This is a genomic window from Caulobacter sp. UNC279MFTsu5.1, from assembly GCF_900114015.1.
Lineage (GTDB): Bacteria > Pseudomonadota > Alphaproteobacteria > Caulobacterales > Caulobacteraceae > Caulobacter.
On record NZ_FORN01000023.1, the window covers coordinates 67182 to 79736 of the forward strand.

Annotated in this window: 11 protein-coding genes and 1 other RNA gene; 1 reads left to right on the plus strand and 11 read right to left on the minus strand. The window is 70.0% G+C overall.

Translation table 11 applies throughout. The features are described from left to right. Window positions 1–6 precede the first annotated feature (6 nt). The 11 genes from mraY to BM066_RS14410 form a co-directional block, all read right to left on the minus strand. A complete protein-coding gene (gene mraY / locus BM066_RS14360; RefSeq protein ID WP_089928974.1) occupies window positions 7–1122 on the minus strand; it encodes a phospho-N-acetylmuramoyl-pentapeptide-transferase in 1116 nt (371 codons plus the stop codon). After that, window positions 1122–2522, minus strand: a complete 1401-nt coding sequence (gene murF / locus BM066_RS14365) for a UDP-N-acetylmuramoyl-tripeptide--D-alanyl-D-alanine ligase (RefSeq protein ID WP_089928977.1) — start codon at window positions 2520–2522, stop codon at window positions 1122–1124. Before murF ends, mraY begins: the two co-directional genes overlap by 1 nt. After that, window positions 2515–3972 carry a UDP-N-acetylmuramoyl-L-alanyl-D-glutamate--2,6-diaminopimelate ligase gene (locus BM066_RS14370; RefSeq protein WP_089928979.1) on the minus strand — a complete coding sequence of 486 codons (1458 nt, stop codon included), beginning with the start codon at window positions 3970–3972 and terminating at the stop codon, window positions 2515–2517. Before BM066_RS14370 ends, murF begins: the two co-directional genes overlap by 8 nt. Next, window positions 3969–5723 (minus strand): peptidoglycan D,D-transpeptidase FtsI family protein, encoded by a 1755-nt coding sequence (locus tag BM066_RS14375; protein ID WP_089928982.1) that lies wholly within the window; start codon window positions 5721–5723, stop codon window positions 3969–3971. The genes BM066_RS14370 and BM066_RS14375 overlap by 4 nt, the downstream gene beginning before the upstream one ends. Then, window positions 5720–6166 (minus strand): cell division protein FtsL, encoded by a 447-nt coding sequence (locus tag BM066_RS14380; RefSeq protein WP_089928985.1) that lies wholly within the window; start codon window positions 6164–6166, stop codon window positions 5720–5722. The genes BM066_RS14375 and BM066_RS14380 overlap by 4 nt, the downstream gene beginning before the upstream one ends. Then, window positions 6163–7137, minus strand: a complete 975-nt coding sequence (rsmH, locus tag BM066_RS14385) for a 16S rRNA (cytosine(1402)-N(4))-methyltransferase RsmH (RefSeq protein WP_089928987.1) — start codon at window positions 7135–7137, stop codon at window positions 6163–6165. The genes BM066_RS14380 and rsmH overlap by 4 nt, the downstream gene beginning before the upstream one ends. Then, a complete protein-coding gene (locus tag BM066_RS14390) occupies window positions 7134–7601 on the minus strand; it encodes a division/cell wall cluster transcriptional repressor MraZ (protein ID WP_089928989.1) in 468 nt (155 codons plus the stop codon). Before BM066_RS14390 ends, rsmH begins: the two co-directional genes overlap by 4 nt. Window positions 7602–7915: 314 nt before the next feature. After that, window positions 7916–8295: RNase P RNA component class A (gene rnpB / locus BM066_RS14395), an RNA gene on the minus strand. Between the two features lie 34 nt (window positions 8296–8329). Then, window positions 8330–8938, minus strand: coding sequence for an FMN-binding negative transcriptional regulator (locus BM066_RS14400; RefSeq protein WP_089928992.1), 609 nt, complete (start codon window positions 8936–8938; stop codon window positions 8330–8332). Continuing rightward, entirely contained in the window at window positions 8938–9669 is a 732-nt protein-coding gene (locus tag BM066_RS14405; RefSeq protein ID WP_089928995.1) for an N-acetylmuramoyl-L-alanine amidase, read from the minus strand. Before BM066_RS14405 ends, BM066_RS14400 begins: the two co-directional genes overlap by 1 nt. Next, the gene (locus tag BM066_RS14410) at window positions 9666–10559 is read right to left on the minus strand and encodes a DMT family transporter (protein WP_089929008.1); all 894 of its coding nucleotides are present in this window, start codon (window positions 10557–10559) and stop codon (window positions 9666–9668) included. Before BM066_RS14410 ends, BM066_RS14405 begins: the two co-directional genes overlap by 4 nt. Before the next feature lie 185 nt (window positions 10560–10744). On the opposite strand from BM066_RS14410, the gene BM066_RS14415 reads away from it, so the two are divergent. After that, window positions 10745–12208, plus strand: coding sequence for a flavin-containing monooxygenase (locus tag BM066_RS14415; protein WP_089928998.1), 1464 nt, complete (start codon window positions 10745–10747; stop codon window positions 12206–12208). Window positions 12209–12555 lie beyond the last annotated feature (347 nt).

Below are 12555 nucleotides of genomic sequence, written 5' to 3' on the forward strand. Positions count from 1 at the left end.
CCCTTCCTATCTCAGCTTCAGGGTGGCGAGGCCGACGAAGCTGAGCATCATCGCCACGATCCAGAAGCGGACGACGACGGTGCTCTCGGCCCAGCCGAGTTTCTCGAAATGGTGGTGGATCGGCGCCATCAGGAAGATGCGCTTGCCGGTCTTCTTGAAGTAGGCGACCTGGATCATCACGCTCAGCGCCTCGGCCACGAACAGGCCGCCGACGACGCCCAGGACCAGCTCGTGCTTGGCGCAGACGGCGATCGAACCCAGGGCCCCGCCCAGGGCCAGCGAGCCGGTGTCTCCCATGAAGATCTTGGCCGGCGGGGCGTTGTACCAGAGGAAGCCCATGCCCCCGCCGATGATCGCGCCGCACAGCACGGCCAGCTCGCCGACGCTGGGCACGTAGTGCAGGTTCAGGTAGTCGGCGAACTTCACGTTGCCGACTAGGTAGGCGATCAGGCCGAAGGTCGAGGCGGCGAACATCACCGGCACGATGGCCAGGCCGTCCAGGCCGTCGGTCAGGTTCACGGCGTTGGAGAAGCCGGCGATCGTGATCGCGGCGAAGGCCACGTAGAACCAGCCGAGGTTGATCACCAGGTTCTTCAAGATCGGGAAGACCACCGATGTCTCCAGGCCCGGCGTCATCGAGGTCTTGGGCGCGAAGACGATCAGCACCACGGCCGCCAGGATCGAGACGATGAACTGGGCGACCAGCTTCTGGCCGCTGGAGAGGCCGGCGGTCGTCTGCTTGGTGACCTTGGCGTAGTCGTCCATGAAGCCCAGCACGCCGAAGGCGGCGGTGATGCCCAGCACCACCCAGACGTGGACGTTCTCGAGGTCGCCGAACAGCAGCGAGCCGACGAACAGGCCGGCCAGGATCATGAAGCCGCCCATGGTGGGGGTGCCGGCCTTCTCGGTGACGTGGCGGGCGATGCCGTCGGTGCGGATCGGCTGGCCCTTGCCTTGCTTGGCCTTCATCCAGCGGATGAAGCGCGAGCCCATGGCGACGGCCACGATGTAGGCCGTCAGCATCGACATGCCGGTGCGGAAGGTCAGGTATTTCAGCAGGTTGAGGACCGGCACGTGCTCGTGCCCGCCGCGCGACAGCCACTCGTAGAGGAAATACAGCATCAGTCCTGTCCTGCCAGGTCGAGCGCGCCCAGGGCGGCGGCCACGGCCCCCGCCTTCGATCCGTTCGATCCCTTCACCATCACCACGTCGCCCGCCCGCATCGCCGACGCGACCTGGGGCGCGAGTTCGGCGGCGCTCTGGGCGTACGCGCCTCGCCGAGTCGGCGGAAGCGCGTCCCACAAAGATTTCATCAACGGCCCGGCGCAGAACACCAGGTCGATGTCGGCGGCCGCGATCGGGCTGGCTAGATCGCCGTGGAATCGGGCGCTTTGCGGGCCGAGCTCCAGCATGTCGGTGAGGGCGACGATGCGGCGGCCGGCGACGTCGCGCGCCCCCAGGGTGGCCAGGGCGGCCTGCATCGACACCGGATTGGCGTTGTAGCTCTCGTCAACCAGGGTGAAGGTCCCGCCGGGGATCCTGACCACCCGCTCGGCGCCGCGGCCCTCGATCGGCTCGAACTCGGCCAGGGCGGCCAGGGCGGTCTCGCGGTCGACGTCCAGAGCCTCCAGCATCAAGAGCACGCACAGGCTGTTGAGGCCCCAGTGCACCCCGGTCTGCAGGATCGGGAAGCAGATTGTCTCGCCGCGCAGGACGGCGGTGATCTGGGCGCCGTTCGGGCCGGCGGCGAACACGGTCAGCTGGGCGGTGACGCCCTCGCCCGTGCCGAAGCTCCAGACCTGGGCGCCGGCCTTCTCGGCCTCGGCCTTCAGCAGCGGGAACCAGGGATTGTCGGCGTTCAGCACGGCCACGCCGTTCGGCTCCAGCCCGGCGAAGATCTCGGCCTTGGCCCGAGCGACGCCCTCCTCGCCGTCGGCGAAGTTCTCCAGGTGGACGGGACCGACGGTGGTGATGGCCACCGCGTGCGGGCGGATGAAGCCCGACAGCGGCGTGATCTCGTCGGCGTGGTTCATGCCGACCTCGAACACCGCCCGCTGGGTGTCGCGCGGCATGCGGGCCAGGGTCAGAGGCACGCCGATGTGGTTGTTGTACGACTTGACCGAGGCGTGGGCCTTGCCCGCCCGGCGCAGGCCGGCCTCGACGGCGCGGGTGACGCTGGTCTTGCCGACCGAGCCGGTCACCGCGCCGCGCCGGGTCTGGGGGGCGCGCTCGCGGGCGGCCACGCCCAGGCGCTCCAGCGCCCGGAAGGTGTCCTCGACCAGCACGGCCGGAACGGCGACGGGCTTGGAGATCAGCGCTCCGGCCGCGCCCTTGTCGGCGGTCTGGACGACGAACTCATGGCCGTCGCGCGCGCCGGTCAGCGCCACGAACAGGTCGCCGGGCTCAATGCTGCGGCTGTCGATCGACACGCCGGTGGCCGCGAAGTCGGCCAGCACCTGACCGCCGGTGGCGGCGGCGATCTCGTCGGCGGTCCACAGCGGCGTCTTGGCAAGGTCACGCATGGACGGCCTCCAGCGCCTGGGCGGTTTCGGTCACGTCGTCGAACGGGTGGTTGACGCCGGCCACCAGCTGGCCCTGCTCGTGGCCCTTGCCGGCCACCACCAGCACGTCGCCGTCGGCCAGCAGGGCCGCGCCGGCCCGGATGGCCTCGCGGCGATCGCCGATCTCGCGGGCGCCGGGCGCGGCGGCCAGGATGGCGGCGCGGATCGCGGCGGGCTCTTCGGAGCGGGGATTGTCATCTGTGACGATGGCGACGTCGGCCAGGCGCGCGGCGATCTCGCCCATCAGCGGACGCTTGCCGCGGTCGCGGTCGCCGCCGGCCCCGAACACCACGATCAGCTTGCCGCGGGTGTGGGGGCGCAGGGCGGCCAGCACCGTCTCCAGGCCGTCAGGGGTGTGAGCGTAGTCGACATAGGCCTCGCCGCCGCGCGCCCCGGTCCCGACCCGCTGCAGCCGGCCGGCCGCGCCTTCGAGATGCTCCAGGGCGGCGATGGTGGCGTCGAGATCCTCGCCGGTGGCCAGGACCAGGCCGGCCGCGACCAGCACGTTGGAGGCCTGGAAGTCGCCGGCCAGGGGCAGCAGGATGTCGAACTCGCGCTCGCCGGCGGCGATCTTCAGGCGCTGGCCCTGCGGCACGGGCGTGCGCTCGACCAGCCGCAGCCCCTGCCCGTCGTGGCCGACCGACAGGATGGTCTGGCCCGAGGTGACGGCGGCCGAGGCGAAGGCCGGGAAGGCGTCGCTGTCGGCGTTGAGCACGGCGGTCCTGGCTCGCGGCAGCAGGGTCTCGAACAGCCGCAGCTTGGCGGCCCGATAGCAGCCCATGGTGCCGTGATAGTCCAGGTGGTCCTGGGTGAAGTTGGTGAAGCCGGCGGCGGTCAGGCGCACGCCGTCCAGGCGGCGCTGGTCGATTCCGTGCGACGAGGCCTCGACGGCCAGGTGGGTGACGCCCTCGGCGGCCAGGCGGGCCATCATCTCGGCGACGTCGGCGGCGTCCGGCGTGGTCAGGCCCGGCGGGGTCAGCTGCTGGTCGGCGACGCCCGGCGCGCTGACCACCACGCCCAGGGTGCCCATGCTGGCGGCCTTGCGGCCCAGCCGGGCGTAGATCTGGCGGCAGAAGCCGGCGACCGAGGTCTTGCCGTTGGTGCCGGTCACGGCCACGCAGGTCTGCGGCTGCACGGCCCAGAACTGGGCGGCGGCCAGAGCGTAGGCGCGGCGCAGGTCGCCGGCGTGGACGACGGCAACCGACAGCCCCTCGACGTCGTCCGGCGCCAGCACGGCGGCCGCGCCCGAGGCGATCGCGCCCGGAATGAAGGTGCGGCCGTCGGCCTTGCTGCCCGGCAGGGCCGCGAACAGGAACCCTTCACGCACCTTGCGGCTGTCGGCGGTGACCCCGGTGATCACGGGATCGACCGCGCAGGGCCGATTCAGGATCTGCGAAAGCGTCTTGCTCAAAGTCCCGCCTCCTTGGCGGCTGGCGGCTGCTGGGCCACGGTGAAGATGTCCGTCTGGCGACGCACGCCGAGGAACGGGGCGATGCGGTCGATCACCCGGCCGGCGGCCGGCGCGGACACCCAGCCGCCGGTCGAGAAGCCGTGGGTCTTGGCGTTGCCCTTCGGCTCATCCAGCAGCACCAGCACGAAATAGCGGTCGGCCTCGATCGGCCCTTCCGTCGGGAACACCGCCGCGAACGACGAGACCTGGCGCTGGTGGTTGTAGCCGCGGATGGCCGGGTCGTACTTCTCACCGGTGCCGGTCTTGCCGCCCACCGACAGGCCCGGGATGTTGGCCGACTTGCCGCTGCCGCCGGTGACGTTGGCGCGCATGATCTGCAGCATCTGCTGCGAGGTCTCCTCCGACACCGCGCGCGGCCCTTCCGGGCGCACGCCGGGGGCCAGCTTGTGGATGGTCAGGGGCTGCAGCGTGCCGCCGTTCAGCAGCGCGCCCATCGCCTGGGCCAGGGCCAGGGGCGAGACGTTGATGCCGTGGCCGAACGAGGTGGAGGCGACGGCGTCGTCGTCCCACTTCTTCGGCGTCAGCGGGCGGGCCGATTCCAGCAGCTCGACCTTGGCCGGCTTGGTCAGGCCCAGGGCGTTGAAATAGCGGCTCAGCCGCTCGCCGCCGATCCGCTCGGCCAGCATGGCCGTGCCGATGTTGGACGAGTGCTGGAACACCTCGACCAGGGTCAGGATCTTCCGCGCGGCGTGGAAGTCGTGGATCGTCCGGTAGCCCAGCTTGAACGGCTCGCGGGCGTCGAAGGTCGAGGCCGGCGTCGCCGCCCCGGTGTCCAGGCCGATGGCCACGGTGAACGCCTTGAAGGTCGAGCCCATCTCGTAGACCGAGGCGGCGGCGTGGTTGGTCATCTGCTCGGCCGAGGCCTGGTTCAGCTGGTTGGGATCGTAGTCCGGATAGCTGACCAGGCCGAGGATCTCGCCGGTATGGACGTTGGTGACGATGCCGACCGCGTCCTTGGCCTGGAACTCGATGGCGGCCTTGCGGACCTCGTCCTCCAGGGCGGCCTGGACGCGCAGGTCGATCGACAGCGGGATCGCGCCGTCCGGTCCCTTGGCGGCGGCCTCGCGCACCGGCTTGTCCAGGGCCTTCTCGGCGCCGGACAGGCCCTTGCCGCCCTTGTCGACGAAGCCGATGAAGTGGGCGGCGCTGGCGCCCAGCGGATAGACCCGGGCGGCCTGCTCCTCGAACTCGACGCCGGGCAGGCCCAGGTCGAAGACGGCGTCCTTCTCGGCCGGGGTCATGCCGCCCAGCACGAAACCGCGGCGATCCGAGAACACCGCCTTGTCCAGGCGCTCGAGCGGGACCTGCGGCAGGGCCTTGTGCAGGGCCTTGCGGGTCGCCTTGGCGTCCCAGACGTCCTTGGGATTGATGTAGAGGGCGTAGTGGGTCAGGTCGACGGCCAGCAGTTGGCCGTTGCGGTCGACCAGGTCGCCCCGCGCTCCGTCGGTCGAGGCCAGGTAGCCGTTGCCGCCGACCTTGGAGAACACCGCCGCCCAGGTGGCGCCCAGGGCCAGCACGGTGAAGGCCAGGCCGAAGATGGCCATCACGAAGAAGATGCGGATGCGGGTGTCGTCCTCGGGCCGCGCGGCGGCGCGCGAACGCTCGAAGGCGTGCTCCAGCCGCCAGACCCGTTCGATCAGCCAGCGCCAGGCCGCGGGCGCGCCGCCAGGGGCGAGATTGGCCAGGCTCATCGCGGAGCCTCCCCGGACGCCTGCTCCGGAGACGGGTAGTCGTCCGGCGTGGACTCCGGCGCCTCGGCCGCCGCCGCATCGGTGTTGGCGGCCGCGGTCGGCGAGGCCGGGGCGTGGGCGGCTGGCGCGTGGCGCGCCACGTCGATCAGGGCGTCCTCGGTGGTCTCGTGCTCGGGCTTGATCGGCGCCAGTTGCAGCTGCTGGGCCAATTGCTCGATGCGGCGCGGCTGCTCCAGATAGGCGACCTCGGCCTTGAGCAGGCGCACGCGCAGCTTTTCGTCCTCGATCTGCCGCTCGACCGAGGCGATCTCGGCGCGCTCGCGGCCGGCGAAGGTCTTGGCCATGTAGACGCCCAGCACCAGGACCAGCAGGACGGTCAGGCAGACCAGCTCGACGACCCGGAAACCCCGCACGCGGCGATCGAAGATGCTCGACAGGCTCATGCGGCGCTCCAGACCGGAGCCGTCGTGCGCACGGCGGCGCGCAGCTTGGACGAGCGGGCGCGCGGATTGACCGCCAGTTCGACCTCGCCGGGCGCGATCGCCTTGGACGAGATCAGCTGGAAGCTGGGCGGTGCCCCCGCCTCGATCGGCGGCGCGTGGCGCGACCCGCCGGGCGTGCGGCCGGCCCGCTCGGCCAGGAAATTCTTGACGATGCGGTCTTCCAGCGAGTGGAAGGTGACCACCGCCAGGCGGCCGCCAGGCTTGAGCACGCGCTCGGCGGCCACGAGGCCGGCCTCCAGCTCCTCCAGCTCGGCGTTGACCGCGATCCGCAGCCCCTGGAACGAGCGGGTGGCCGGATGGACCTTGGCGCCCTTGCGGCCGCCCAGGGCGCGCTCGATCACCGCGGCCAGGTCCAGGGTGCGGGTGAACGGCCGCTCGGCCCGGCGCTTGACGATGAAGCTGGCGATGCGGCGCGAGGCGTGCTCCTCGCCATAGACGTAGAGGATGCGGGCCAGCTCGACCTGATCCAGTTCGTTGACCAAGTCGGCGGCGGTGGGGCCGTCGGCGCCCATGCGCATGTCCAGCGGACCGTCGCGCATGAAGGAAAAGCCGCGCTCAGCCTCGTCGAGCTGCATGGAAGACACGCCAAGATCCAGGGTCACGCCGTCCACCGACGCATCCTCCAGATACGCGGTGATTTGCGAGAAACGGTCCTGAATCAACCGAAAGCGACCATCCGTCGCGCCGAACGAAGCGCTGATCGGCGCGGCGAAGCGGGCCACGCTCGGATCGCGGTCGAACGCGATGACCGAAGCGCCCGTGGCCAGGATGGCGCGGGTGTAGCCGCCGGCCCCGAACGTGCCGTCCACGACGACGTCGCCCGGCCCCGAGGCCAGGGCGGCGACCACCTCGTCCAGCAGGACCGAGACGTGCGGCGCGCCGGCTTCCTGAGCGGTGTCAAGGTCGGTCACGCCGCGCCCCCGATCCGGGCGACGCGCTGCTGGGCGCGCAGGGCGGCCAGGCCGTCTCGGGCTAGTTCGCGCTGGGCGGCGCGGTGGACCTGGAAGGCCTCGCGCGACCAGATCTGGAACCGCTCGCCCAGGCCGACCACCGCGACCCAGTCGGTTAGGCCGAACATCTCGCACAGGGTGTCGGGCAGGGTGATGCGGCCGGCGGTGTCGAACGACAGCCGCGCCATGCCGCCCAGCACGCTGGTCTCCAGGGCCGAGCGCAGGGGATCTCCGAACGGCAGCTCGTCGATCACGCCCTGGTAGCGGTCGAACAGGCCTTTTCCGCCCGCTTCCAGGCAGTCGGCCTCGATGGAGGGGAAGCAGAAGATCCCGTCGAACGGACCCGAGAGCGCGGCGCGGAAGTCCTGCGGCACGACGATGCGCCGCTTGCTGTCCAGCTGCTTCTCGAACGTCGAGAGAAACACCTCGCTACCCCTGTTAAAGCCCGTCGCCGGACGCCCGCCTCGATCGCCCCGACACGAGATGGGTTAACATGGGATTGATTGGGATACAATGACACCAACGGCCGTTTAGCCGGCAAAACAAAGGTGTCGCGAGGGTCGCTCACAGACCCCATGAATCTATCCACAGAACATACATGGAACTTGTTAAGATTTCGCGGGGTGCTGGACTCTGCGGAAGGCCTTGCGGGCAAGGGAACGCGGGGTCGCGCCGGCGAGGTCTTGGGAACAGGTGGGGCTGAAACCCACTTTTTCGCGGCTCCCGCGGTCGGGAGCAATGGACCAGACGGTCTGTAAGCCGGGTTCTGTCTACGTTCGAAAACGCGAGACGGCCATTCCTCTGGACCGCCCATTGCTGGACGGTTCTCGCGACCTACCCGGACCCTCTCGGCCAGTGACGGCCTATCCGACGCGAGGCCGGCGCGGGGTCCCTATTCGGTCTTGCTCCAGGCGGGGCTTGCCATGCCGTCCCTGTTGCCAGGTCCGCGGTGGGCTCTTACCCCACCCTTTCACCCTTCCCGCCCCGGAGGGAGGAGGTTTGCTTTCTGTGGCGCTATCCCTGGGATCGCTCCCGGCGGGCGTTACCCGCCGCCTTGTCACCGTGGAGCCCGGACTTTCCTCGACGCTGCGAGAGCGCCGCGGCCGTCCGACCATCTGGTCCGGGGCCTAAGTGACGCTCGCGGGAGCCCGGGTCAAGCGTTGTGCGTCTTCATCAGCTCCGCCACCGGATGATCCCCCAACCCGGCGACCGCGCCCGCCCGCTCGGCCTCGCTCTTGTTCTGGCCCAGCTTGAACGTCCCCTCCAGCCGCTCGACGCTCAGCCGGCAGCCGATGACGCCGCGCATCATCGCCTCGAAGCGGCCGGGGCTCATCTTGTCGCGGGTCCAGGGTTTCTTGGGCAGGAGGCGCGCCTCCTCCTGGGCCGACAGATCGTCGAGCAGCGCCACGAACTCCTCGTCGCTCAGCGGCGCGACCAGGCCCTCGGCCTCGGCCGAGACGTAGTTCCAGGTCGGGACCTGGTCGTCGCTCCCGTACCAGTCGGGGCTGACATAGGCGTCCGGACCAGTGGCCAGGGCCACCGCGCGGAAGCCCTGGACCACGAACGGCGCCAGGGCGTTGCCGCGCGACAGATGGAAGTCCAGCGCCACCTCGCCGAAGTCGAGCTCGCGGACCACCACCGGGGCCTGGGCCGTGAACGGCCGCCCACCGACGGCGGCGGCCAGGGTCACGAACGGATGGGCGCGGACGAAGGCCAGCAGCGTCTGGCGATCCTCCACCCGGAACGACTGGGCCGGATGCATCAGCCCGCCGCCCGCAGCAGGGCGACCAGCCGGGCGCGGGTCTCGCCGTCGGCCACGCCGTCGAAGCGGGTCTGCAGCCAGTGGCGCTGGAAGGCGGCGACCACGGTCTCGGTCCACTCGTCGTACTGGCCGGACGGCGCGCAGTTGTAGCCCAGGCGGGTCAGGCCGGCCTGCAGGGCGAAGACGCCGGTCCCCTCCTCGCCCCGGCCCAGCGGCGCGCCGGGCGACGGCGGCGGCTCGACCCACAGGCCGTGGCCGGCCTCGGCCAGGCGCTTCCAGGGGAACAGCTCGCCCGGATCGATCTTGCGGCCGGGGGCGATGTCGGAATGGCCCAGAATGCGGTCGTCGTCGATGGTCCAGCGCGAGCGGATGTCGGCCAGCAGGTTGATCACCGCGGCGATCTGGGCGTCGGGGAACGGACGATAGCCGAACTCGTGGCCGGGATTGACGATCTCGACGCCGATCGAGGCCGAGTTGATGTCCTTGACGCCCTTCCAGAAGGCGGCCCCGGCGTGCCAGGCGCGGCGCTCCTCGGGCACCAGGCGGAAGACCCGGCCGTCCTCCTCGACCATGTAGTGGGCCGAGACCTTGGCCTCCGGATCGCACAGCCGCGCCAGGGCGGCCTCGCCGGTCTCCATGCCGGTGTAGTGCAGGACGACGCTGTCGGGCACGGCCTTGCGCGCGTCGAAGTTCGGCGACGGAGCGTCGATGAGGCCCTTTGGCGACGTCATTGAGAGCGGTTCCTCGTCAGCAGCAGCAGCGGCATCACCTGGTTCCTGCGCAGGGCGATGATCAGCACCCCCACTAGCGCGAGCAGCGCGCCGAGTCCCATCCGGGCGTCGAAATGATCGTGCGTGATCAGCACGCCCAGGCCAATGGTCATCAGCGGGGTCATCAGGGTCAGCGGCGCCACCAGGTTGGCGTCGTGGCGCTGGATCAGGCCGTAATAGGCGGTGTGGGCCAGGACCGAGACGATCAGGGCCGAGAACAGCAGCGCCGCCAGGAACGGCCAGCCGGCCTTCAGCGCCAAGTCCAGGCCGCCGGGCTCGGTCGCCAGGCTCAGCAGGCCCAGCGGCAGGATCGAGGTCGCCCCGACCCAGGCCTGGAACTGCAGCGGCTTGACGCCTTCGATCTGCTTCATCATCACCGCCCCCAGCGAGCCGGTGAAGGCCGAGGCGACGATGAACCACAGGCCGGGCGACAGGCTCAGGCCGTGCGGGTTCCACATCACCACCACCGCGCCGGTCAGGGTCAGGGCGATGCCCAGGCCGCGCTTCCAGCGCACTCTCTCGCCCAGCATCAGCATCGACAGGATGGTGGTGAACGGCACCGCCAGTTGGATCACGACGGCCGAGGCCGAGGGCGAGGCGGTCTTGAAGCCCATGAACAGCAGGGCGAAGTTGCCCGCTCCCATCAGCAGCCCGACCACCAGGATCCGCCAGGCCGGCCGGGGCGCGGGCAGCAGCCACGGCAGGGTCACGGCCGCGACGATGGCGAAGCGCACCGCCGCGTAGAACAGCGGCGGCACGCCCCAGTGGGCGACCACGATCTTGGAGATGATGTTGTTGCAGGCCCAGACCAGACAGACCAGGACCAGCAACCCGAAGTCGCGCAGGGACATGGAGACCGCATACGCGTCGCCGGCGAAGGTTTGCAATCAAAACCGATGCGAGGCCGACGAAGCCGCATCGTCGTTCGCCACGCCGCGGTTGACGTTCCGTCTAAACGGTCGTTTGCTAGTGAACAATGTTCATATACGCGAGCGCCTGGACCACCGGGCCGGATGAACCTAAGGGCGGAAGCGCGATGGCCATCGAGCACTTCGACGTACTGATCGTGGGCGCGGGCCTGTCGGGGATCGGCGCGGCCTACCACCTGCAGCGCGACCGCCCCGGGAAGACCTACGCCATCCTCGAGGCGCGGGCGGCGATCGGCGGCACCTGGGACCTGTTCCGCTATCCCGGCATCCGGTCGGACAGCGACATGTACACCCTGGGCTACGCCTTCAAGCCGTGGCGCGAGGCCAAGGCCATCGCCGACGGCCCCTCGATCCTGAACTATGTCCGCGAGACCGCCGACGAGCACGGGATCACCCCGCGCATCCGCTTCGGCCACAAGGTCAAGCGGGCCAGCTGGTCGTCGGAGACCGCTGCCTGGACCGTCGAGGCCGAGCACGAGGGTCGGATCGTCAAGATCAGCTGCGGCTTCCTGTCGATGTGCAGCGGCTATTACAATTACGACGCCGGCTACACGCCCGACTTCCCGGGGACCGAGCGGTTCCGGGGCCGGATCGTCCATCCCCAGCACTGGCCCGAGGACCTGGACTACGCCGGCAAGACGGTCGTGGTGATCGGCAGCGGCGCCACGGCCGTGACTCTTGTGCCTGAAATGGCCCGGACGGCCGGCCATGTAGTCATGCTGCAGCGCTCGCCGACCTATGTGGTTTCGCGCCCGGCCGAGGACGGCCTGGCCAACTGGCTGCGCGCCAGACTGCCGGCCATGACCGCCTACGGCCTGACCCGCTGGAAGAACGTGCTGATGCAGATGCTGTTTTTCCGGATCGCCCGCAAGAAGCCGGAGAAGACCAAGCAGCAGCTGCTGGGCCTGGTGCGCCAGCACCTGGGCCCCGACTACGACATCGAGACCCACTTCACGCCGCGCTACAATCCGTGGGACCAGCGGCTGTGCCTGGTGCCGGACGCCGACCTGTTCGACTCCATCAAGGCCGGGACGTCCTCGGTGGTCACCGACCAGATCGAGACCTTCACCGAGGACGGCCTGCTGCTGAAGTCGGGCCAGACCCTGGACGCCGACATCATCGTCACCGCCACGGGCCTGCGCATGCAGCTGCTGGGCGAAATGGAGGTGGTGGTCGACGGGCGGAAGATCGCGCCGCACGAGACCACCAGCTACAAGGGCATGATGTTCAGCGACGTGCCGAACCTGGCCTCGACCTTCGGCTACACCAACGCCAGCTGGACCCTGAAGGCCGACCTGACGGCCGAATATGTCTGCCGCCTGCTGGGCCACATGGACCGCACGGGAACCCGGATCTGCACGCCGCGCCTGCCGCCGGGCGAGATGGAGATCGAGCCCTGGCTGGACTTCTCGTCGGGCTACGTCCAGCGCGCCCTGGCCGTCCTGCCCAAGCAGGGGGCCAAGACCCCGTGGAAGGTGCACCAGAACTACGCCCTGGACCTGGTGGCCCTGCGCTACGGCAAGGTCGACGACGGGACGATGGAGTTCGCGAAGGCCAGGGCGGCGGCCTAGGCTCCGCCCCCTCTGGGGGCGGACAGGCGGCGAAGCCGCCAGGTGGGGGCAAGTGTTAGCGGGCACGATCTGTCGTCCTCACGCGGCTGGCCGCTGAGCTGATGGAAAGGGTCGCGGAGCGCCGGACGACGTCCGGAGTTCTTTGATAAATACCGTTTCGACGAAGCCGATCGCTCCGCGCGGTCGTTTTACGCCAGCGTCCGGTGGGCAGCCCTGTTGAGGCTTAGCCGGACCCGGTCTCGATCCCTTTCGGGAGAAACCAGACGCCGGGGGCGCGGGCCTATGGGCAATTCACGCGCTTTGTCCCCGGTCGACGCCGACGGCGGGCGGGCTCCCCAACGATGGAA